Here is a 20,471-nt window from a genome sequence, read left to right as displayed (position 1 = left end):
CAATGAGCAAAAAAATCTTTGTAACCGACACCATCCTGCGTGATGCCCACCAGTCGCTGCTCGCAACCCGCATGCGTACTGAAGACATGCTGCCAATCTGCGACAAGCTCGACAAAGTCGGCTACTGGTCGCTGGAAGTCTGGGGCGGCGCCACGTTCGACGCCTGCGTTCGCTTTTTGAAGGAAGACCCGTGGGAGCGTCTGCGTCAGCTTCGCGCGGCGTTGCCCAACACCCGTCTGCAAATGCTCCTGCGCGGCCAGAACCTGCTGGGCTACCGTCACTACAGCGATGATGTGGTGCGTGCGTTCGTCGCCAAGGCGGCGGTCAATGGTATCGACGTGTTCCGCATTTTTGATGCGATGAACGACGTGCGCAACCTGCGTGTCTCCATCGAAGCGGTCAAGGCGGCGGGCAAGCACGCCCAAGGCACTATCGCTTACACCACCAGCCCGGTTCACACGATTGACGCTTTCGTGGCTCAGGCCAGACAAATGGAAGCCATGGGCTGCGACTCGGTCGCGATCAAGGACATGGCAGGCCTGCTGACACCGTATGCCACGGGCGAGCTGGTCAAGGCGCTGAAGACGGAGCTGTCGCTGCCGGTGTTCATCCACTCCCACGACACCGCTGGCCTGGCCGCGATGTGTCAGCTCAAGGCGATTGAAAACGGCGCCGATCACATCGACACCGCGATCTCCAGCTTCGCGTGGGGCACTAGCCATCCGGGTACCGAGTCGATGGTTGCTGCGCTCAAGGGCAGCGAATTCGACACCGGTTTGAGCCTGGAGCTGTTGCAGGAAATCGGCTTGTACTTCTACGCCGTGCGTAAGAAATATCACCAGTTCGAAAGCGAATTCACCTCGGTCGACACGCGTGTGCAGGTCAATCAGGTGCCAGGCGGGATGATTTCCAACCTCGCCAACCAGCTCAAAGAGCAGGGCGCGCTGAACCGCATGGGCGAAGTACTCGCCGAAATCCCTCGTGTGCGTAAAGACCTCGGCTATCCGCCGCTGGTGACCCCGACGTCGCAGATCGTCGGCACTCAGGCGTTTTTCAACGTGCTGGCTGGCGAGCGCTACAAAACCATCACCAACGAAGTGAAGCTCTACCTGCAAGGCGGCTACGGCAAGGCGCCAGGTCTGGTGGATGAAGCGCTGCGTCGTCAGGCCATCGGTAACGAAGAGCTGATCGATGTGCGTCCAGCTGACTTGCTCAAGCCGGAGATGGCCAGGCTGCGTCTGGAAATCGGCGCGGTGGCCAAGTCTGAAGAAGACGTGCTGACGTACGCCATGTTCCCGGACATTGGACGCAAATTCCTCGAAGAGCGCGAAGCCGGCACCCTGACCCCTGAAGTGTTGCTGCCGATCCCTGACGCGGGTGGCGTGAGCAGGGCGGGCGGCGAGGGTGTACCGACCGAGTTCGTGATCGATGTGCACGGCGAAAGCTACCGCGTCGACATCACTGGCGTCGGCGTCAAAGCCGAGGGCAAGCGTCATTTCTACCTGACCATCGACGGCATGCCGGAAGAAGTGGTGTTCGAGCCCCTCAACGAATTCGTCGGTGGCGGTATCGGCAAGCGCGCGCAGGCCAGCTCGCCGGGCCATGTCAGCACCACCATGCCGGGCAATATCGTGGATGTCTTGGTCAAGGAAGGCGACATCGTCAAAGCCGGCCAGGCTGTACTGATCAGCGAAGCGATGAAAATGGAGACCGAGGTACAAGCCTCCATCGCCGGCAAGGTCTTCGCGATCCACGTGGCCAAAGGCGACCGGGTCAACCCGGGCGAAATCCTGATTGAGATCCTGGTCGAAATCGAGGGCTGATTCGATACGCGTTTAACGGTTTACTCTGGGGGGAGCACATGTGGCTCCCCTTTTTTTTCGGTTTTTTTACTGACCGGGTTGGTTTCACTTGCCCGCAATGAGCTTTCACCGTTCCCGGAAGCTCTCCAGCGTTCTCACTTGCTGCCCATCCCGGAAGTTATCCACCGCCAGCCAGCTTTCAAACGCTGCCTGGAGTGCCAGCCATTCGTTATCGGTGATCGAGTACCAGGTGGTGTCGCGGTTCCGGTCTTTGATGACCATGTGCTGACGGAACGTGCCTTCAAAGGTGAAGCCGAAGCGCTCAGCGGCTCGTTTGGAGCGCTGATTATCGTCGTTACATTTCCACTCCAGGCGCCGATTGCCCAGAGCAAACGCGGCCTTGGCCAACAAGTAAATCGTCTCGGTACCCTTGGGCGTGCGCTGCATGGCGGCGCCAAACGTGACATGACCGATTTCGATCCGGCCATGGGCGGGGACGATGGACATCAGGCTCAGGCAGCCGTCGACAATGCCTGTCTGCTGATTGACCACGCTGTAGAACCACGGATCAGTGTCGGCGGCGTGGCGACTCAGCCATGCATCGAATTCGCTTCGCTCAAAAAACGGCCCATAGGGCAAATAGTCCCACAGCGCCGGGTCCGAGGTTGGGCCTTGGAGTGCAGTCCATAGATCGTCGCCGTGGCGCACAGGGTCGAGTTTTTCCAGGCGGATGAAGCGGCCATGCAGCGTGCTTTTGTCCGGGAGCGTCGCGGGTTGCCAGTGCAGTTCAGTGGTGGGCATGAGCAGGTTCCAGTCCTAGAGTGCTTTGCGAAATTGGATGAAGCCAGGACGTTCGGCGATGCGTTCATACAGCTGAATCGCCCTGGCATTGGTTTCGTGGGTCAACCAATGAACCTTGTCACAACCGGCTTCACGCGCCGTGGTGTAGACGAATTCGATCAACTGTCGTCCGACGCCGGTGCCGCGCTGCTCCGGCACTACGATCAAGTCCTGCAGGTAACAGGCATTTTTGATGCTCCAGTTGGAGCGATGGTAGATGAAGTGGACCATGCCGACGGCTTTGCCATCGTTCCAGGCCAGCGCGGCATGGGTCGGCTCGCTGGGGTCGAGAATGCGCTGCCAGGTGCTTTCAGTGACGCTGTCGGCGAGTTCAGTGTTGTAAAACTTCAGGTACGCCTTCCACAGCGGTAGCCATGCAGTGTGATCGTTCGGGGTGACAGAGCGGATCTGAATAGCGGTCACAGGTTTCTCCTTAGCGCATCAATCGGGCTATTTCGTTGTCATTGGGCGCGGAGCTCGCGGCAAGGCCATCACGCACGCCGGCAATATCGGGAGCGTTGCGGTTCTGGGTGAGCTTGCGTTTGCCTTCCAGTCGGCTGATAGGCACTGCAAAACCGACGATAGCGCCGAGCATCTTGTCGATGTAGTCGGCAGGTGCGTCCTCCAGCGTCCAGGGTTTGGCGCGACCTGCTTCATGCTTCTCTGTCAGCGCGCGAACCAGATCGCGCAGGCGATGGGCGTCATGAAACACCTCGGCAGGCCCGTAAGCGTGGACCGCGAGGTAATTCCAGGTCGGGACCGCTTGGCCGTGTTCAGCCTTGCTCGGGTAAAACGACGGACTGACGTAAGCGTCCGGGCCAGGGAAAATCAGCAAGGCCTCGGTGCCGCTCTCCATCTCCTGCCATTGCGGGTTGGCTTTGGCCAAGTGCCCATGCAGGGTTCCATAAGGCCCTTGCTCAGGGCTGAGCAACAGCGGGATGTGGTTGGCCAGGAGACCGCGTGCGCCATGGGTCACGAGAATGCCCAAGCGCGTGCCTTCGATTTGCTGATGAAGGGTTGAAAGGTCGTCTTCGTTGAATGCGCGAGGTATGTACATAAAGCTTTTCCTTGGCTGATGGCTAAATCCTAGGCAGGCTATTGGTTGGTTGTAAGAGCCATTCCACGTCAATTTAGTAGGGCCAATGTCATGTCCGCCAGCGCGCTGTCTTTTCCGTTCAACCCTGCGGGTATCGAACTTGATCGTCGTCGCGGGCTAAGCCGGCAGCTGTATCAACTCTTGCGCCAGCGGATTCTCGACGGTGGTCTGAGCAGTGGCACGCGTCTGCCGGCTACTCGCGACCTGGCGACGTCGCTGTCCATTTCGCGCAACAGCGTGATGCGCGCCTATGACCAGCTCTACGCCGAGGGTTTCATCGAAGGCCGTATCGGGGATGGCACTTACGTTGCGCAATTACCGACAAAGCCGAGTGCAACGAAGCGCACATCAAATTACTTATCCACAAAACCATCCACAGGGTTGTTAACAGGCTTACCCACAGGTTTATCCACAAACACACCCGAAATGCCTGGTTTTTTACCCAATAAAGTTATCCACAGCCCAGCGCTCAACCTTCTGCAACAGCATCATTTACCCCAGCCAAAGGGCGATGCGCCGCGAGCCTTTCGGGTCGGTGTGCCAGCGTTTGACCTGTTCCCGTTCGGTGTTTGGGGTAAGTTACACGCGGCTTTCTGGCGAAAGCCGGATCTTGGGACGCTGGGGTACGGCGAGCCGGCCGGGGATTGGCGCCTGCGTGAATTGATTTCAGCGTATTTGCGCAGTTCGCGTGGTCTGCACTGCAGCGCTGAGCAAATAGTGATCACCAGTGGCGCACAGCAAGCGATCAGCCTTTGTGCACAGCTGCTGTTGGCGCCGGGTGATGCGGTCGCGGTGGAGAATCCCGGCTACCGCGCGGCCGGTCATGCGTTTGCCATCGCCGGTGCGCGCTTGCACGGTATCGCAGTGGATAACGAGGGCATGCAGTGCACTTCGCTGTCGCAAGGTGATTACACACTGGCCTACGTCACCCCGTCGCACCAATACCCCACGGGCGTGACGATGAGCCTGGCACGGCGCCTGGAGTTGTTGGCCTGGGCCGAGCGCACCCAAGGCTGGATCGTCGAGGACGATTACGACGGCGAGTACCGTTATAGCGGTGCGCCCCTGGCGCCCTTGGCGGCACTGGATCGGCACGGGCGTGTTTTGTATGTCGGCACCTTTGGCAAGATCGCCTTTCCGGCGTTGCGCTTGGGGTATCTGGTGCTGCCGTTGGGATTGGTGAGTGCGTTCGGTCAACGGCGGGCGTTGGACATGCGGCACTCCGAAGTCAGTACGCAGGCTGTAATGGCTGAATTCATTGCTGCCGGGCATTTCCAGCGACACATCCGGCGCATGCGCCGTGCGGCTCTGAGTCGTCGCGATGCGCTGTTGGCAGGCTGGCCTGAAGACGTGCCTGGGTGCGGGGCGATGCCCAAAGTGGTGGCGGGGCTGCATGTCGCCGTGCCCGTGGACAGCCTGGCGCGCGAGCGTGAACTGGTGGCCAAGGCTGCAGGTGTAGGCGTCGAAATCAACCCGCTGAGCGACTATTGGTTGCCAGACTCAAGCGCGCCCGTGGATAACCGGGCAGGCTTGGTATTGGGGTTTGCGGCGGTGCCTGAACCCGGTATTCACGAGGCGCTGGCCAAGTTGCGGCACGCCTGGAAGGCGTAAGTTCGACAAGCCTTACGTGCTTCCTGTATGCGAATGGTGTGATGCGGTATGTCAGCCATACCGCATCACGAGCAAGCCCGCTCCAGCATCAGGTCCCCGACTTGATCTTGGTCCAGGCGCGTGTACGCGCCCGCTCCGCATCGTGCGTCAGGGGTTGCAGGGTGTAGAGGGTTTTCATCGCCGCTTCGGTCGGGTACAGATTCGGGTTGTTGCGAATCGCCGGATCGACCAGCTCAGTGGCGTCCTTGTTCGGGTTCGGGTAGCCGACAAAATCACTGATCGGCGCGATCACCTTCGGTTGCAGCAGGTAGTTGATGAAGGTGTAGGCGTCTTCAGGGTCTTTGGCGCCTTTAGGGATGGCGAGCATGTCGAACCAGATCGGGGCACCTTCTTTAGGCAGGCGCATGTCGACGACCACGCCGTTCTTGGCTTCTTTGGCGCGGTTGGCCGCTTGCGAGAAGCTGCCCGAGTACCCGACGGCCACGCAGATGTCGCCATTTGCGATATCCGCCATGTACTTCGATGAATGGAAGTAGGTGATATACGGACGGATCTTCAGCATCAGCGCTTCGGCTTTGGCGTAGTCGGCCGGCTTGGTGCTGTTTGGCGGCAAGCCCAAGTGCTGCAAGGCCAGCGGCATGATTTCAGACGGTGAGTCGAGCAGGGCCACGCCACACTGTTTGAGCTTGCTGATGTTCTCTTCCTTGAAGATCAGGTCCCAGCTGTCGACCGGTGCATTGTCACCCAGCGCGGCCTTGACCTTGTCCGGGTTGAAGCCGATCAGGATGGTACCGTACATGTAGGGCACCGCGAATTTATTGCCCGGGTCGTTGGCTTCCAGGAGTTTCATCAGCTTGGGGTCGAGGTGCGGCCAGTTCGGCAATTTGCTGCGGTCCAGCGGCTGGAATACCCCGGCCTCGATCTGCTTGGCCAGGAACACGTTGGACGGTACGACCACGTCATACCCGGAGTTGCCGGTCAGCAGCTTGGCTTCCAGCGCCTCGTTGGTGTCGAAAATGTCGTAAATCAGTTTGGTCTTGGTGTCTTTCTGGAAGTCCACCAGCGTCTGCGGGGTGATGTAGTCGAACCAGTTGTAAACGCGCAGCGTGCGTTGCTCTTCGGCCTGGACCGCGCCGCAGAGCAGGGAAGCACACAGGGCGGGTGCAATAAGACGTTTGAGTCTGTTCATTGTTATCTTCCTGATAAGTCGGTGGGGTCAGGCGCTTTCGAAACCTTCCAGCACATTCACGGCATTGATGCCGATTTCTTCGACGGCATAACCGCCCTCCATCACGAACAGCGTCGGCAAGCCGAGACGGGCGATGCGCTCACCCATGCGCAGGTAGTCCGGGCTGTCGAGCTTGAACGTCGAGATGGGATCGTCCTTGAACGTGTCGACACCGAGGGAAATCACCAGCACGTCCGGGGCGTAGGCCTCGATTTGCTTGCAGGCCTGTTCCAGCGCAGCGCTCCAGTGGTCCCAGTCGCTGCCAGCGGCCAGCGGGTAGTTGAAGTTGAAACCTTCGCCCGGCCCCTCGCCATGCTCGTCGGCGTAACCGAGGAAGAAGGGAAACTCGGCTTCAGGATGGCCGTGGATCGAGGTAAAGAGCACATCGTTGCGTGAGTAGAAGATCGATTGAGTGCCGTTGCCGTGATGGTAATCGACATCGAGAATCGCCACTTTCTGCCGGCCCTGATCGAGAAATGCCTGAGCGGCGATGGCGGCGTTATTCAGGTAGCAGTAACCGCCCATCAAATCGCTAGCGGCGTGATGGCCGGGTGGTCGGCACAATGCGAACGCGCTACGAGCGCCATTTTCGACGGCGGCCTGAGCGGTCAGAGCGACTTGCGCTGCGCTATAGGCGGCTTGCCAGGTGCCAGCGGTAATCGGTGCGCCGGCATCGAAGCTGTAATAACCCAACTGACCCAACAGGTTGGCAGGAATTACTTCGCGCAAGGTTCGCGCAGGCCAGGTGAAGGGCAGCAAGTCGCCTTCATGGTTCAACTCGGCCCAGCGTTGCCATGCGCCCTGGAAAAACGTCAGGTACGCCTCACTGTGAATGCGCTTCAGCGGTTCAAGACCAGCGTCACGCGGCGTCTCGACCGGACCAAGGTGGCGTGCCTGTACGCGTTGCAGGATGTGATCGGCGCGCGAGGGCATTTCAAAGCAGGGCATCAGTTGCCCGTCTATCAGTTCGCAGCGACCGTGGTGCAAGTGATGATCATCCGAGTAGATCGTCAGCATCTTCTTATTCTCCCCTAGGGCTGTGGCTGTGCCTCATTCTTGCGGTGCGCGGCGGATCAGTGAACGACGGCAACGGCCAAAAGGGGATAAATATGGCCAATAACACTGACCGGATATCGCCTCTTATTGAGGCGTCACGCCCTAAACCGAGGCGAGGGTGCAAACAGCATCAGAATCGGAAGTGGCTGGGCGCGACGCCGCTCCAGCGCAGGAAGGCGTGACGAAAGCTCGCGGTCTCGCTGAAGCCCAGTTCCTCGGCAATGCGGTGGATGGGTAACCGGGCCTCATGCAGCAAGTGCTTGGCTCGCTCGAAGCGTAGCTCGTCGAGCAATTGGCGGATGCGTTCGAGCCAGGCCTGGCGACCTGTGAACTCGATATTTTGCCGGCGACAGCGTGCGTGCATGTCGCGATGGGTGATCGGGTCTGCCAGCGGCAACGGCTGTTCAAGCCAGCGTTTGTCGAAGGCGAAGGCGTGATCATACAAGGGGGCGTTGAACTGCAACGGGCAGGCAAAGCTTTCGTGATAGCTGGCGGTGTAATCAGGGGCGTCGTGGGCGAAACGTGCGCTGAGTAATGGCAGGGGCTTGCCGAGCAAGTCATCGCAAATGACTTTCAGCGAGGCCAGGCACAGCTCGGCGTTAAAAACCGCCAGCGATTCACTGTCGCGGTAATCGCTGGCGCTTAGCCAGACGCGGTCGCCATCGTCATGCAGGCGCAGTTCGAACAGTGTTCCCAAGAGCGCCGGATACATCAGCGCCAGGCGCAAGGCGTCACCTAAGGTGGCACTCGTGAGCAGGGCGTAACCGAGGACACCATAGGATGACACGTGCATGCGCCGTCCCAACTCCAGGCCGATTTCCTTGCGCAGTGCAACGGCATTGGCGCAGACCTGCATTTCCTGGTGGGTGGCGATACGAATATCGGGCCTGCCCAAGTCCGCAGCAGTGATCCCGCTGCCTGCCAGCAGCGCATCGCCGGACAAACCTTCAGCCTCGAAGGTGCTGAGTACCAGCGACACGGCATTGAGGGTGGTGAGATGGGAATGCAGCATGAGCGAATTCCGGCGGTGGGTAACAACCGGGAGTGGAGCAAGTTGTATGCCGCGCCCTAATGGGCGCGCGCTTGCCCGCGAAGGCGGCCTGACGGTTATCGCAACTCCCCACACACATCCAGCTCAACCAGGCGTCGTACTTCATCTTGCGCAAGCCCTGCGCCCAACAACGCATGGAGTTTGCCGAACGCGGCTTCGCGGGTCATGCCGCCGCCGGACAGTACGCCAACCCCGCGCAGACGACTGCCGGCTTCGTAGATGTCCAGTTCGACGCCGCCTTCATGACACTGAGTGATGGCAACCACGCAGATGCCGCGTTGCCGGGCGCGTTGCAGGCTGGCGAGGAATGCCGGGTTGTCGCTCGGGCCCGTGCCGCTGCCGAAGCATTCCAGGACCAGCGCCTGAATCCCGCTGTCGAGTAAACCATCCAGATGTTGCGCACTGATGCCGGGAAACAAGGGCAGCACGGCGACGTTGGCGATGCTTTTCGGCTGACGGTAATCCAGTGCAGCGGGCACAGACTGCGCCGACTTACCCTCCCGCGAGCGCTGCAACGCGGCGAACGGATGACGACCAAAGCTGCGAATTTTTGCGCAGCGGGTCGGTGCCAGTAGCTCGCCATGGAAGTACAGCTGCACGCCCGGCGCCAAGCCTTGGCCCAGGGCAAGCAGGGCGCCGTTGAGGTTTTCCCAGGCATCACTGTTCTCGACGCCAGCGGGCAGCATCGAACCGGTGAACAGCACGGGTGCGCTCAGCCCGAGCAACTGAAAGCTCATCGCCGCCGCGCTGTAGGCCAGGGTGTCAGTGCCGTGCAGGATCAATACCGCGTCGCAGCCATCGACATCCACGGCCTCGATCACCGCTTCACGCAGACGCTGCCAGTAGGTGGGGGTCATGTTGGCGCTGTCGATCAACGGCAGTAGTTCGCGAAACCGCCAGTTCGGTACCTTCAGTTCTGGTTGGGCAGCCAGTTGCTCGGCCATCCGCGCCTCGAATCCCGAAGCCGGAGCCAGCCCGTTGGCGCTGGCCTGCATGCCGATGGTGCCGCCGGTGTAGAGCACCATGACCTGCTGAGCGGGTGGCGGGGTTTCGCGATTCATGGCACTTCTCCTTTGGGTGATCGGCCAAGGCTATGGCGTGTCTAGTGAAAAGTAAAAACAAGCTGGCAAAAAAAAGGGCCTGAAGAGTGATCTTCGGGCCCTCAAAAGGGAGAGAGGTGTCTAGTCTCTCAGCCTGGTGAGCGTGTTGCTGCCTGGGGCTGAAGGTCAGGCCTTCAATGGCACCAAGCGTGGCGCAATCATGTTTTCCGGGCGCAGGATGTCGGCGAGCATGGCGTCGTCGAGCAAGCCTTCTTCGCGCACCAGTTCCAGTACGCCACGGCCGCTTTCCAGAGCGATGCGGGCGATACGGGTGGCGTTTTCATAACCGATGTATGGGTTCAGGGCGGTGACCAGGCCGATCGAGTGCTCGACCAGTTCGCGGCAGCGTGCTTCGTTGGCGGTGATGCCGACGATGCAATGCTCGCGCAGCATATCCATGGCGCGTTGCAGCAGGCGGATCGAGTCGAAAATCTTGTAAGCGATCAGCGGCTCCATCACGTTCAGCTGCAATTGACCCCCTTCTGCGGCGATGGTCAGTGCCAGGTCGTTGCCGATGATCTGGAAAGCCACTTGGTTGACCGCTTCCGGGATAACCGGGTTGACCTTGCCGGGCATGATCGAGCTGCCTGGCTGACGTGCTGGCAGGTTGATTTCATTGATGCCGGTACGTGGGCCGCTGGACAGCAGGCGCAGGTCGTTGCAGATTTTCGACAGCTTGACCGCAGTACGCTTGAGCATCCCGGAGAACAGGACGAAGGCGCCCATGTCGGACGTGGCTTCGATCAGGTCGGCGGCAGGCACCAGCGGTTGACCGCTGATGAGCGCCAGACGCGATACGGCCAGGTGCTGGTAGCGGGGGTCGGCGTTGATGCCGGTGCCGATGGCGGTGCCGCCCAGGTTCACTTCGGTCAGCAGTTCCGGAGCGAGGCTGCGCAGACGATTGAGGTCTTCGCTCAAGGTGGTGGCGAAGGCCCGGAACTCTTGACCGAGGGTCATCGGCACGGCGTCCTGCAACTGGGTACGGCCCATTTTCAGAACGTGGTTGAATTCCTGGCCCTTGGCGGCGAATGCCTGAATCAGGCTGTCGAGGCTGGCGAGCAGGGCGTCGTGACCGAGCAGCAGGCCCAGACGGATTGCCGTCGGGTAAGCGTCGTTGGTCGACTGCGCCATGTTCACGTCATTGTTCGGGTGCAGGTATTGGTACTCGCCCTTGCTGTGGCCCATGGCCTCCAGCGCGATGTTGGCGATGACTTCGTTGGCATTCATGTTGGTTGAAGTGCCAGCGCCGCCTTGAATCATGTCCACCACGAACTGCTCGTGGAAATCGCCGCGAACCAAACGGGCGCAGGCTTCGCTGATGGCAGCGTGCTTGGCTTCGCTGAGGTGACCGAGTTCGCGGTTAGCGTCAGCGGCGGCTTGCTTGACCATGGCCAGGGCCACGACCAGCTTCGGGTAATGCGAAATCGGAACGCCGGAGAGACGGAAGTTGTTCACCGCCCGCAGGGTCTGGATGCCGTAGTACGCTTCAGCGGGTACTTCAAGGACGCCAAGCAGGTCTTTTTCGATGCGCAATGATGCAGCGGAGGACATGATAGAGATAGTCTCAAGAAAGGCACGGATAATGCCGGAACGCCGCTGATGCTAGGCTTGTGGGCAATTTTGGGCTAATGCTGTTAAGCGCTGGCCTATGCACAAACGGCATAATGTCGATGTGACGTTACGATTGTGACGAGCGTATGAACAAGATGTAGTTGCTTTTTTGCAGGTGCGGGGCGGGTCGTTGCAAGTCCGTCCCTGCCGTGATTGGAGGACGTGATGAACCTGGAAAGTAAATGGCTGGAGGACTTCAGTGCCCTGGCCGCCACCCGCAGTTTTTCCCAGGCGGCCGAGCGTCGCTTCGTGACGCAACCTGCTTTCAGCCGCCGGATTCGCAGCCTTGAGTCGGCACTGGGCCTGACGTTGGTCAATCGCTCGCGCACGCCCATCGAGCTGACGGCTGCCGGACAACTGTTTCTGGTAACCGCGCGCACCGTCGTCGAGCAGCTTGGCGAGGTGCTGCGTCATCTGCATCACCTGGAGGGCGGGCAGGGCGAAGTCATGCAAGTCGCGGCGGCGCACTCTTTGGCCTTGGGTTTTTTCCCGCGCTGGATTGCCCAGCTGCGTAACGAAGGGCTGAACATTGCCACCCGGCTGGTGGCGACCAACGTTGGCGATGCGGTACATGCGTTGCGTGAGGGCGGTTGCGATCTGATGCTGGCGTTCTACGACCCGGATGCGGCGCTGCAGATGGACGCTGAAATTTTCCCCTCGCTGCACCTTGGGCATACGGAGATGTTGCCCATCTGCGCGGCAGACGCCAACGGCCAACCGTTATTCGACCTTGAAGGCGATGCCAGTGTGCCGTTGCTCGCCTACAGCGCCGGAGCATTTCTGGGGCGCTCGGTGAACCTGCTGCTGCGTCAGCGCAGCTTGCGCTTCACTACGGTCTACGAAACAGCCATGGCGGACAGCCTGAAAAGCATGGCGCTCGAAGGCCTGGGCATCGCCTGGGTGCCGCAGCTCAGCGTGCGTGCTGAACTGGCGCGGGGTGAGTTGGTGGTGTGTGGTGGCCCACAATGGCATGTGCCGCTGGAAATTCGTTTGTACCGTTGTGCGTTGGTGCGCAAGGCCAACGTGCGGTTGTTGTGGCGCAAGCTGGAAGGCGGTGCGGCACAGGGTGCGTCTTGAGTGCTTAAGGCGATTCGCTCAAATAAGCGGCGATGGCTTCTTTGTTTTTGTCGCTGTAGTGGTAACAGTTCGCTCTTACGTTGATGCGGGTCGGGAATATATTGGTTTCACACCACCAACTGCCTTTGAATAAAACTTCTGAGTGCTCATGCGTCCCGCCGAGCAGATGACCTATTTCATGCGCGGCGGCAGAGTAACTGCCCAGCGATGCAATGCCTGCGTAACTCTTGTCTCTGGCGACACCCAAAGTCATCCCGTTTATTTTTTCGTGTGTTAACAGCAAATACTTGGTTCTGCTGTTCATGGGCAGATTGTTTTTGTCGATGTAGTCATTCACTTCTCGTTGCCAGCCGTCCAGTATTTTTGTCAGGTTTTCACCTTGATACGGGTATTGGGTTATGGGCGCGACGTTCTGTATGAAGTCTATGTACACCCTGCGCCGGGTGAAGCTTTCAAGGTCCTTGCGCAGCCACGAGAAGTAGTCTTTAGCGATATTTTCGCGTTCAGCTTGTGGGATATCGTCGTGCAGAAATACATAGAAGTAGAGCGGAGTTTTCGTGAATTTCTCATCAGCGGAAGCCGGTGGAATGATGATCGTAAGCAGGGTGCTTAGTGTTAAAGCGAGTGTTCTTAAATGAATGAGCATGGGCGATCTCGATGGCGATAGTTTTCGTTGATTAATGTCCGTACTGGATGACGGGGTCTGCCCGGAACTGTGTTTGCTTCAGACATGAAAGCAGCTAAGCCGAAACGGTTGCGATTTGTTAGTTGCTGTTGGCGTCACCTAAAGTAGTAAGTTGCGTACAGAAGATGTAGGACCTTTTGCCATGAAGGATTTCGGTCGCGGGTGCCGTGTGCAGACCTCGCCAGGGCCCTGCGGACAGATGGTCACCAAGGGGGCTGTCTTCCCTGTGCTTTACGGTATACTGCGCGGCCTTTGGCCGGTTCGACCGGCCATAATTCGTACAGCAAGCCACGCCGGTTCTCCCGCGTGGCTTGTTTGTTTTTTGACGCGCCTGCGGGCGTCCAATAGAAGAGGCACGACGATGAGCGCACTGGTTGGCGTGATCATGGGCTCCAAGTCCGATTGGTCCACCCTTAGCCACACCGCCGATATGCTGGAAAAGCTAGGCATCCCTTACGAAGTCAAAGTGGTGTCAGCCCACCGGACGCCGGATTTGCTGTTCCAGTACGCCGAACAGGCTGAAGCCCGTGGCATTGAAGTGATCATTGCCGGTGCTGGCGGTGCGGCTCATTTGCCAGGCATGTGTGCGGCCAAGACTCATCTGCCCGTGCTGGGCGTGCCCGTACAGTCGTCGATGTTGTCGGGCGTTGATTCCCTGCTCTCTATCGTGCAGATGCCTGCCGGGATTCCTGTGGCGACCTTGGCTATCGGCAAAGCGGGCGCAATCAACGCCGCATTGTTGTCGGCCAGTATCCTCGGCGCCAAGCACCCGCAATTCCATGCAGTGCTGAAGAAATTCCGCGCTGAGCAGACAGACAGCGTCCTGGACAATCCAGACCCACGCGACGCCTGAGGTTTTTCCATGAAGATCGGTGTAATCGGTGGCGGCCAGTTGGGTCGCATGTTGGCTCTGGCAGGGACCCCGCTAGGCATGAGTTTCGCTTTTCTCGACCCGGCGCCGGATGCCTGTGCCGCTGCGTTGGGCGAACATCTGCGTGCCGATTACGGCGATCAGGATCATCTGCGCCAGTTGGCCGATGAAGTCGATCTGGTGACCTTCGAATTCGAAAGTGTGCCAGCAGAAACCGTGGCGTTCCTGTCGCAGTTCGTGCCGGTTTATCCAAGTGCCGAAGCGCTGCGGATTGCCCGTGATCGCTGGTTCGAAAAGAGCATGTTCAAGGACCTCGGCATTCCAACGCCTACCTTCGCTGATATCCAGTCGCAAGCCGATCTGGACGCCGCAGTGGCCAGCATTGGTCTGCCTGCCGTGCTGAAAACCCGCACCCTCGGTTATGACGGCAAGGGCCAGAAAGTACTGCGTACAGCGGCTGATGTGGTCGGCACGTTTGCTGAGTTGGGCAGTGTTGCCTGTTTGCTGGAAGGTTTCGTGCCCTTCACGGGTGAAGTGTCGCTGATTGCCGTGCGCGGCCGCGATGGCGAAACGCGCTTCTATCCGCTGGTGCACAACACCCACGAAAATGGGGTTTTGCGTCTGTCGATTGCCAGCACCGCGCATCCGCTGCAAGCGCTGGCTGAGGATTACGCCGGTCGCGTACTCAAGCAACTCGATTATGTCGGCGTGCTGGGGTTCGAGTTCTTTGAAGTCGATGGCGGTTTGAAGGCCAACGAGATTGCACCCCGTGTGCATAACTCGGGGCATTGGACCACCGAAGGCGCCGAGTGCAGCCAGTTCGAAAACCACCTGCGGGCGGTGGCGGGTTTGCCGTTGGGCTCCACTGCCAAGGTCGGCGAAAGCGCCATGCTCAACTTCATCGGTGAAGTGCCGGCTGTGGACAAGGTCGTCGCCATCGATGACTGCCATCTGCATCACTACGGCAAGGCGTTCAAGGTTGGGCGCAAAGTGGGTCACGCCACCTTGCGCTGTGCTGATCGCGCCACCCTTGATCGGCAGATCAAAAAAGTCGAAGCGCTGATCAAGCTGTAATAGCTGCAATAGACGCATGTGGAACCAATCCTGCCAGCGGTTCTCTGATGACAGGACGCTAATGCCGTCATCAGGCCTTGGTTCGTCCAATTAATACAGAGGAAAAGGCATGGGTATTATCGGAACCATTTTTATCGGTTTGATCGTGGGCTTGCTGGCTCGCTTCCTCAAGCCAGGCGATGACAGCATGGGTTGGATCATGACCATTGTGCTGGGTATCGGGGGCTCGCTGGCTGCGACCTACGGGGGTCAGGCGCTGGGCATTTATCAGGCAGGCCAGGGCGCGGGTTTCCTCGGCGCATTGGTGGGTGCGGTGGTGCTGCTGGTGCTTTACGGCATGATCAAAAAAGACTGACAGTTATTCATCGGCTCTCTGCGCTATTGCTGCGCAGAGAGCTAGTGAGACCACATACATTGCCGAGCTCTCCCATGCGCCGTCTCCTCCTTATAGCGCTGCTGTTGGCTTCCGGGCTGGCCCGCGCCGAGCTGCCAGAAACCGATTGGCTCGAGCTGATGCCCAAGTCGGATCAAAAAGCCCTCGAGGCCATGCCTGAAATCGATCACAACTCCCCGGAAGCGCAGGGGACGTTCGATAGCAAAGGCGGTTTGAAGCAGAGCAAAGGCTTGCCTGCCGTGATGTACTCGGCCAAGACCGTACCCGCCATGAATGGCAAAAATATCCGTCTTGGTGGTTATCCCGTGCCGCTGGAAACAGACGCGAAAGGCCGCAGTACCCTGTTCTTCCTCGTGCCATATCCGGGCGCATGCATCCATGTGCCGCCGCCGCCACCCAATCAACTGGTGCTGGTGCGTTATCCAAAAGGCCTGAAGCTGGACGATATCTACACGCCGCTGTGGGTGATCGGCACGCTGAAGGTCGAGGCGGTCAGCAATAACATGGCCGATGCGGCCTACGCGCTGGATGCTTCGAAGGTCCGCGTCGTGGTCGAAGCGGACCTGTAGCGGTTACGCTTCCGGCAACGCCGCCAGCGGCTCGGCCCAGATGCTGACACTCAGGGTGTGCATGGCATCTGGCGCCAACGTGACGACATCGGACAGGACGTTGGCGGTCTCGACACAAACCATGTGCTGCCAGCCGTCTTCGGCCATGTCGCTTAAGGTCCTGGTCTTGTCGACCCACGGATTCCACAGCACCGCTGACTTTGAGCCGCTGGTCATGATCTGAATCCGTCGCTGCCAGCCCGGATCGACGATGCTCAGATGGTGCGGTGTGTCCAGGTAAACGCGGTCCGTCTCGGCCGTGAAATGCAGGTCGCCGTCCTGCCGATGCTCGTCTTCCCAGTTTTTCAATGTGTCCAGGTAACGCGAGCCGTCCAGGCCTTCGACGTGGACCTGTCGTGCATCGCTGACCGCGAAATAACTGTGCAATGCCTGGCTGAAGGTAACGTCTTCGGTGCCAGCGTTGTAGCTGAGCAGGCTGACATGCAACTGCTCGTCCAGACGAATGCTCAGTTTGAGGGCGACGTTATGCGGCCAACCAGGCAAATGACCTTCAGCCTGCGGCAATACGAATTCGGCGAGTAACGCGTCGCCATCATTGCCAATGCCCAGCAATTCCCAGTCTAGTACCCGGACTTCGCCGTGGGCGTTGGCCGGTTCGCTGCTGTTGCGCATCGCCTGTACGCTGGCAGGGTTGCGCTCCAGATTGCCAAACCAGGGCCAGCAAATCGGAATACCGGCGCGGATCGGCTTGCCTTGTTTGAAGACAGCTTTGTCGTTTAGCCAGATCAGTGGCGGCTCGCCGTCCACTTGGTAGCTGAGGATGTGCGCGCCTTGCTGGGCGACGAGTAACTCGGCCTGACCGTGGCGGATGCGCCAGCAGTTGAGCTCACCGAGTTTGACGGATTCGACATGGGGCGTTGGCATGCGGGGGTGCTCACTCAAGTACAGTGATAAAAGTAGACCGTGCGACAGTCAACGAGTTTACCCCAGCAGACCGATACCCAGGCTTATCGCCGTGCCGGTACCGAGCGAGTGCGGCCGCTACCATCGATGGCGACGAACACAAACACCGCTTCGGTGACTTTGCGCCATTCGCTGGACAGTGGGTCATCGCTCCATACTTCGACCATCATCTGGATCGAGCTGCGGCCGATGTCCAGGGCCTGGGTATAGAAGGACAATTGCGCGCCGACTGCGACCGGGATCAGGAATGCCATGCGATCAATGGCTACGGTCGCAACGCGGCCGCCAGCGACTTTACTGGCCATGGCAGTTCCCGCCAAGTCCATTTGCGAGACCAGCCAGCCGCCGAAAATATCGCCGAAACCATTGGTTTCGCGGGGCAAAGCAGTAATTTGCAATGCAAGGTCGCCCTGCGGTATCGGATCTTCTTGTTCGAGTTCAATCATGCCTAGGGTGCCTCGACCCATGACTCTTTAATGTTTTGGTGCGGTTAACAGGCCTCAGTGAAAACGATGTTCATGAACAAATTGCGTTCATCCGCTTTCAGCGATGCCTTAAGGGGAAACTCTGCGAAAGCGGCTGGATTGGGCTCAGCGGCGATTTCGCACAGCAACCCGGAGTACGCTGGATTGTCTCTTACGGTCTGCGAGTATATCGATCGATGGACCATGCGACGACCACTCGGTTCTCATTTTGACTGCGTAAAGCGCCTGACTGTGTGCTTTTTAGAGAATTTGCTATCGTGCCGGACCCGATCGACTCTGTACTTTTCGCTATAAGGGCAATTTTGATGCCCATGTCAGCGTTTTCCTTAGTGAGGAAGTGTGCAAGCCGTCAAGCCTCAGCCAGCGTTGCTGATGCTCAGCAATCCCAAGAGAAGCCCTTGCCATGTCCACTGTGTCCTCAAGTACCGTGCAGCCCTCGCGCCCGCTGACCCGCAGCGACTATAAGACCTTGTCGCTTTCTGCCTTGGGCGGAGCGTTGGAGTTTTACGACTTCATCATTTTCGTGTTTTTTGCCACTGTGGTCGGCAAGTTGTTTTTCCCTGCGGATATGCCTGAGTGGCTGCGACTGATGCAGACCTTCGGTATTTTTGCTGCCGGTTACCTGGCGCGACCGCTGGGTGGCATCGTTATGGCGCACTTCGGCGACCTTTTGGGGCGCAAGAAAATGTTCACCCTGAGCATTTTCATGATGGCCGTACCGACCCTGATCATGGGCTTGTTGCCGACGTACGCGCAGATTGGCCTGTGGGCGCCGATTCTGCTGCTGTTGATGCGGGTTATTCAGGGTGCGGCGATTGGCGGTGAGGTGCCTGGCGCCTGGGTATTTGTGTCCGAGCATGTGCCGCCGCGCAGCATTGGCTACGCGTGCGGCACCCTGACCGCCGGCCTGACCTCGGGCATTTTGCTGGGTTCGCTGGTCGCCACCCTGATCAATAGCCTCTACAGCGCTGAGGAGATGCTCGATTACGCATGGCGGATTCCGTTTTTGCTTGGGGGCGTATTTGGTCTGCTGTCTGTTTACCTGCGCCGCTGGCTGCATGAAACGCCGGTTTTCGCCGAGCTGCAGCTGCGCAAGGCGCTGGCCGAAGAGGTGCCGCTCAAGGCCGTGTTGCGCGACCATCGCGGGGCGATCCTGTTATCGATGCTATTGACCTGGCTGTTGTCGGCTGGCGTCATCGTCGTGATCCTGATGACCCCAACGGTATTGCAAACGGTTTACGGCTTCTCCCCCGCGACGGCGCTGAAGGCCAATAGTCTGGCGATTGTCTGCCTGAGCCTGGGCTGTGTCGGCGCGGGTTCTCTGGCGGATCGCTTTGGCGCTGGCTGGGTGTTTATCCTCGGTTGCCTGGCGTTGCTTGTCAGTTCATGGACGTTCTATCACAGCCTTTTGGCGCACCCCGACTGGCTGTTTCCGTTGTACGCCGTCACCGGGTTATTTGTCGGCGTCATCGGTGCGGTGCCGTTCGTCATGGTCCAGGCCTTTCCGGCAGCCGTGCGGTTCTCGGGACTGTCGTTCTCGTACAACCTGGCGTACGCGATATTTGGCGGTCTGACGCCGATGGTGGTGACCCTCATGCTCAAGACCAGTCCAATGGGGCCGGCCTGGTACGTGGCAGCCCTCTGCGTCATGGGCATGCTGATTGGCATCCATTTGTTGCGCAAGCAACGCTGAGTGTTGAATCGCCTTGCCTGCTGGGCGAATGCCGCCGCCCCCTCCTGAACTGAACGGCTATCATTGAAAGTCGATGATGGCCTTTCATCTAATTGTCACATTGCTTTCATAGAGTGTTCACACGGCCCTTAGATACTTGGCGTCGATCCAATACCTATCCAATTTTGCTAGGAGCAAGGCATGAGACTTAAGCGATTGATGGCGGCTCTGACTTTCGTCGCCGCAGGCGTTGCCACCGCCACTGCGGTTGCTGCTGTTGACCCAGCTATTCCAGGCTATACCAAGACCACCGGTGTCTCGGGTAACCTGTCCAGTGTCGGCTCCGATACCCTGGCAAACTTGATGACCTTGTGGGCTGAGGCTTACAAAAAAGAATACCCAAGCGTGAACATTCAGATTCAAGCAGCCGGTTCGGCCACCGCACCACCTGCGTTGACTGAGGGCACCTCGAACCTGGGCCCGATGAGCCGCAAAATGAAAGACACCGAATTGGCGGCTTTCGAGCAGAAGTACGGCTACAAGCCAACTGCAATCCCGGTCGCGGTCGATGCCTTGGCTATTTTTGTACATAAAGACAACCCGATTCAGCACCTGACCATGGAACAAGTGGACGCGATCTTCTCCGCGACCCGTCTGTGTGGCGCCAAAGCCGAAGCCAAAACATGGGGTGATGTTGGCGTGACCGGCGACCTGGCTGGCAAACCGATCCAACTGTTCGGTCGTAACTCGGTATCCGGCACTTACGGCTACTTCAAAGAAGAAGCCCTGTGCAAAGGCGACTTCCGCGCTAACGTTAACGAACAGCCAGGTTCTGCTTCGGTTGTAAGCTCGATCAGCAGCTCGTTGAACGGCATCGGTTACTCAGGTATCGGCTACAAAACGTCCAGCGTGAAGACGGTTGCCCTGTCCAAGAAAGGCAGCACTGAATTCATCGAAGACAGCGAAGAAAACGCACTGAACGGCAAATACCCACTGTCGCGCTTCCTGTTCATCTACGTGAACAAAGCGCCGAACAAGCCTCTGGCACCGCTGGAAGCCGAGTTCGTGAAAATGGTCCTGTCTAAACAGGGTCAAGAAGTCGTGATCAAAGACGGTTACATCCCGTTGCCAGCCAAGGTTGCTGCAAAAGCACTGGCTGACCTGGGCTTGCAGGAAGGCGCTGCTAAGTAAGGGTTGACGCGGGGCACGCACTTTTTGCCCCGATCTCAATACCTGAGCGGGACCTGATTCAACGGGGTCCCGCTACTAATTTCGTAGTCCGCTGC

The 20,471-nt window shown here is 58.9% G+C and carries 20 protein-coding genes; 9 read left to right on the top strand and 11 right to left on the bottom strand.

The window, feature by feature from the left end:
- The first annotated feature begins 2 nt into the window (after nucleotides 1-2).
- On the top strand, nucleotides 3-1,823 hold the full coding sequence (oadA, locus tag RHM55_RS14480) for a sodium-extruding oxaloacetate decarboxylase subunit alpha (protein WP_322177042.1): 1,821 nt from the start codon (nucleotides 3-5) through the stop codon (nucleotides 1,821-1,823).
- 105 nt (nucleotides 1,824-1,928) lie between these two features.
- Here oadA and RHM55_RS14475 read toward each other — a convergent pair whose 3' ends face one another.
- The 3 genes from RHM55_RS14475 to RHM55_RS14465 are packed head-to-tail and all read right to left on the bottom strand — an operon-like array spanning nucleotide 1,929 to nucleotide 3,699.
- The gene (locus tag RHM55_RS14475; protein ID WP_322177041.1) at nucleotides 1,929-2,603 is read right to left on the bottom strand and encodes a GNAT family protein; all 675 of its coding nucleotides are present in this window, start codon (nucleotides 2,601-2,603) and stop codon (nucleotides 1,929-1,931) included.
- Between the two features lie 15 nt (nucleotides 2,604-2,618).
- Nucleotides 2,619-3,065 carry a GNAT family N-acetyltransferase gene (locus RHM55_RS14470; protein WP_322177040.1) on the bottom strand — a complete coding sequence of 149 codons (447 nt, stop codon included), beginning with the start codon at nucleotides 3,063-3,065 and terminating at the stop codon, nucleotides 2,619-2,621.
- A gap of 10 nt (nucleotides 3,066-3,075) precedes the next feature.
- Nucleotides 3,076-3,699, bottom strand: a complete 624-nt coding sequence (locus RHM55_RS14465; protein ID WP_322177039.1) for an FMN-binding negative transcriptional regulator — start codon at nucleotides 3,697-3,699, stop codon at nucleotides 3,076-3,078.
- Between the two features lie 90 nt (nucleotides 3,700-3,789).
- On the opposite strand from RHM55_RS14465, the gene RHM55_RS14460 reads away from it, so the two are divergent.
- The gene (locus RHM55_RS14460) at nucleotides 3,790-5,349 is read left to right on the top strand and encodes a PLP-dependent aminotransferase family protein (RefSeq protein ID WP_322177038.1); all 1,560 of its coding nucleotides are present in this window, start codon (nucleotides 3,790-3,792) and stop codon (nucleotides 5,347-5,349) included.
- A gap of 88 nt (nucleotides 5,350-5,437) precedes the next feature.
- On the opposite strand, the gene RHM55_RS14455 is transcribed toward RHM55_RS14460, so the two are convergent.
- The 5 genes from RHM55_RS14455 to aspA form a co-directional block, all read right to left on the bottom strand.
- On the bottom strand, nucleotides 5,438-6,538 hold the full coding sequence (locus tag RHM55_RS14455; RefSeq protein WP_322177037.1) for a polyamine ABC transporter substrate-binding protein: 1,101 nt from the start codon (nucleotides 6,536-6,538) through the stop codon (nucleotides 5,438-5,440).
- 27 nt (nucleotides 6,539-6,565) lie between these two features.
- The gene (locus tag RHM55_RS14450) at nucleotides 6,566-7,594 is read right to left on the bottom strand and encodes a histone deacetylase family protein (protein ID WP_322177036.1); all 1,029 of its coding nucleotides are present in this window, start codon (nucleotides 7,592-7,594) and stop codon (nucleotides 6,566-6,568) included.
- A 169-nt stretch (nucleotides 7,595-7,763) separates the two neighbouring features.
- Nucleotides 7,764-8,645, bottom strand: a complete 882-nt coding sequence (locus RHM55_RS14445; RefSeq protein ID WP_322177035.1) for an AraC family transcriptional regulator — start codon at nucleotides 8,643-8,645, stop codon at nucleotides 7,764-7,766.
- A 95-nt stretch (nucleotides 8,646-8,740) separates the two neighbouring features.
- Nucleotides 8,741-9,745, bottom strand: coding sequence for an asparaginase (locus RHM55_RS14440; RefSeq protein WP_322177034.1), 1,005 nt, complete (start codon nucleotides 9,743-9,745; stop codon nucleotides 8,741-8,743).
- 165 nt (nucleotides 9,746-9,910) lie between these two features.
- A complete protein-coding gene (gene aspA / locus RHM55_RS14435; RefSeq protein ID WP_322177033.1) occupies nucleotides 9,911-11,335 on the bottom strand; it encodes an aspartate ammonia-lyase in 1,425 nt (474 codons plus the stop codon).
- 225 nt (nucleotides 11,336-11,560) lie between these two features.
- On the opposite strand from aspA, the gene RHM55_RS14430 reads away from it, so the two are divergent.
- Nucleotides 11,561-12,472: a LysR substrate-binding domain-containing protein gene (locus RHM55_RS14430; protein ID WP_322177032.1), complete on the top strand. Its 912-nt coding sequence runs from the start codon at nucleotides 11,561-11,563 to the stop codon at nucleotides 12,470-12,472.
- A gap of 4 nt (nucleotides 12,473-12,476) precedes the next feature.
- On the opposite strand, the gene RHM55_RS14425 is transcribed toward RHM55_RS14430, so the two are convergent.
- The gene (locus tag RHM55_RS14425) at nucleotides 12,477-13,118 is read right to left on the bottom strand and encodes a hypothetical protein (RefSeq protein ID WP_322177031.1); all 642 of its coding nucleotides are present in this window, start codon (nucleotides 13,116-13,118) and stop codon (nucleotides 12,477-12,479) included.
- 400 nt (nucleotides 13,119-13,518) lie between these two features.
- Between RHM55_RS14425 and purE the strand changes: the two genes are divergently transcribed.
- From purE to RHM55_RS14405, 4 genes are all read left to right on the top strand, one after another.
- Complete coding sequence (gene purE, locus RHM55_RS14420; RefSeq protein WP_219063090.1) at nucleotides 13,519-14,010, top strand: 5-(carboxyamino)imidazole ribonucleotide mutase; 492 nt, start codon at nucleotides 13,519-13,521, stop codon at nucleotides 14,008-14,010.
- 9 nt (nucleotides 14,011-14,019) lie between these two features.
- Nucleotides 14,020-15,102 carry a 5-(carboxyamino)imidazole ribonucleotide synthase gene (locus tag RHM55_RS14415; protein ID WP_322177030.1) on the top strand — a complete coding sequence of 361 codons (1,083 nt, stop codon included), beginning with the start codon at nucleotides 14,020-14,022 and terminating at the stop codon, nucleotides 15,100-15,102.
- Nucleotides 15,103-15,211: 109 nt separating this feature from the next.
- Nucleotides 15,212-15,457, top strand: coding sequence for a GlsB/YeaQ/YmgE family stress response membrane protein (locus RHM55_RS14410; RefSeq protein ID WP_322177029.1), 246 nt, complete (start codon nucleotides 15,212-15,214; stop codon nucleotides 15,455-15,457).
- A 74-nt stretch (nucleotides 15,458-15,531) separates the two neighbouring features.
- Nucleotides 15,532-16,065: a DUF3299 domain-containing protein gene (locus RHM55_RS14405; RefSeq protein ID WP_322177028.1), complete on the top strand. Its 534-nt coding sequence runs from the start codon at nucleotides 15,532-15,534 to the stop codon at nucleotides 16,063-16,065.
- Nucleotides 16,066-16,068: 3 nt separating this feature from the next.
- Here the strand turns inward: RHM55_RS14405 and RHM55_RS14400 are convergent, their stop codons facing one another.
- Together RHM55_RS14400 and RHM55_RS14395 are read right to left on the bottom strand one after the other, a co-directional pair.
- Nucleotides 16,069-16,989: a D-hexose-6-phosphate mutarotase gene (locus tag RHM55_RS14400; protein ID WP_322177027.1), complete on the bottom strand. Its 921-nt coding sequence runs from the start codon at nucleotides 16,987-16,989 to the stop codon at nucleotides 16,069-16,071.
- A gap of 83 nt (nucleotides 16,990-17,072) precedes the next feature.
- Nucleotides 17,073-17,474: an acyl-CoA thioesterase gene (locus RHM55_RS14395; protein ID WP_322177026.1), complete on the bottom strand. Its 402-nt coding sequence runs from the start codon at nucleotides 17,472-17,474 to the stop codon at nucleotides 17,073-17,075.
- A gap of 442 nt (nucleotides 17,475-17,916) precedes the next feature.
- Between RHM55_RS14395 and RHM55_RS14390 the strand changes: the two genes are divergently transcribed.
- Nucleotides 17,917-19,206: an MFS transporter gene (locus RHM55_RS14390; RefSeq protein ID WP_322177025.1), complete on the top strand. Its 1,290-nt coding sequence runs from the start codon at nucleotides 17,917-17,919 to the stop codon at nucleotides 19,204-19,206.
- Nucleotides 19,207-19,386: 180 nt separating this feature from the next.
- The gene (locus RHM55_RS14385) at nucleotides 19,387-20,376 is read left to right on the top strand and encodes a phosphate ABC transporter substrate-binding protein PstS family protein (protein ID WP_219063083.1); all 990 of its coding nucleotides are present in this window, start codon (nucleotides 19,387-19,389) and stop codon (nucleotides 20,374-20,376) included.
- Nucleotides 20,377-20,471: the final 95 nt, after the last annotated feature.

The sequence above is a fragment of the Pseudomonas sp. MH9.2 genome (assembly GCF_034353875.1).
Lineage (GTDB): Bacteria > Pseudomonadota > Gammaproteobacteria > Pseudomonadales > Pseudomonadaceae > Aquipseudomonas.
The sequence above is the reverse complement of the archived record's forward strand: the minus strand, read 5'-3'. Positions and strand labels throughout refer to the sequence as shown.

Excerpts from the sequence above, each read along its gene's own strand:
- oadA (WP_322177042.1), top strand. The coding sequence starts at position 3 with ATGAGCAAAAAAATCTTTGTAACCGACACCATCCTGCGTGATGCCCAC.
- RHM55_RS14475 (WP_322177041.1), bottom strand. The coding sequence starts at position 2,603 with ATGCCCACCACTGAACTGCACTGGCAACCCGCGACGCTCCCGGACAAA.
- RHM55_RS14465 (WP_322177039.1), bottom strand. The coding sequence starts at position 3,699 with ATGTACATACCTCGCGCATTCAACGAAGACGACCTTTCAACCCTTCAT.
- RHM55_RS14460 (WP_322177038.1), top strand. The coding sequence starts at position 3,790 with ATGTCCGCCAGCGCGCTGTCTTTTCCGTTCAACCCTGCGGGTATCGAA.
- RHM55_RS14455 (WP_322177037.1), bottom strand. The coding sequence starts at position 6,538 with ATGAACAGACTCAAACGTCTTATTGCACCCGCCCTGTGTGCTTCCCTG.
- RHM55_RS14450 (WP_322177036.1), bottom strand. The coding sequence starts at position 7,594 with ATGCTGACGATCTACTCGGATGATCATCACTTGCACCACGGTCGCTGC.
- RHM55_RS14445 (WP_322177035.1), bottom strand. The coding sequence starts at position 8,645 with ATGCTGCATTCCCATCTCACCACCCTCAATGCCGTGTCGCTGGTACTC.
- RHM55_RS14440 (WP_322177034.1), bottom strand. The coding sequence starts at position 9,745 with ATGAATCGCGAAACCCCGCCACCCGCTCAGCAGGTCATGGTGCTCTAC.
- aspA (WP_322177033.1), bottom strand. The coding sequence starts at position 11,335 with ATGTCCTCCGCTGCATCATTGCGCATCGAAAAAGACCTGCTTGGCGTC.
- RHM55_RS14430 (WP_322177032.1), top strand. The coding sequence starts at position 11,561 with ATGAACCTGGAAAGTAAATGGCTGGAGGACTTCAGTGCCCTGGCCGCC.
- RHM55_RS14425 (WP_322177031.1), bottom strand. The coding sequence starts at position 13,118 with ATGCTCATTCATTTAAGAACACTCGCTTTAACACTAAGCACCCTGCTT.
- purE (WP_219063090.1), top strand. The coding sequence starts at position 13,519 with ATGAGCGCACTGGTTGGCGTGATCATGGGCTCCAAGTCCGATTGGTCC.
- RHM55_RS14415 (WP_322177030.1), top strand. The coding sequence starts at position 14,020 with ATGAAGATCGGTGTAATCGGTGGCGGCCAGTTGGGTCGCATGTTGGCT.
- RHM55_RS14410 (WP_322177029.1), top strand. The coding sequence starts at position 15,212 with ATGGGTATTATCGGAACCATTTTTATCGGTTTGATCGTGGGCTTGCTG.
- RHM55_RS14405 (WP_322177028.1), top strand. The coding sequence starts at position 15,532 with ATGCGCCGTCTCCTCCTTATAGCGCTGCTGTTGGCTTCCGGGCTGGCC.
- RHM55_RS14400 (WP_322177027.1), bottom strand. The coding sequence starts at position 16,989 with ATGCCAACGCCCCATGTCGAATCCGTCAAACTCGGTGAGCTCAACTGC.
- RHM55_RS14395 (WP_322177026.1), bottom strand. The coding sequence starts at position 17,474 with ATGATTGAACTCGAACAAGAAGATCCGATACCGCAGGGCGACCTTGCA.
- RHM55_RS14390 (WP_322177025.1), top strand. The coding sequence starts at position 17,917 with ATGTCCACTGTGTCCTCAAGTACCGTGCAGCCCTCGCGCCCGCTGACC.
- RHM55_RS14385 (WP_219063083.1), top strand. The coding sequence starts at position 19,387 with ATGAGACTTAAGCGATTGATGGCGGCTCTGACTTTCGTCGCCGCAGGC.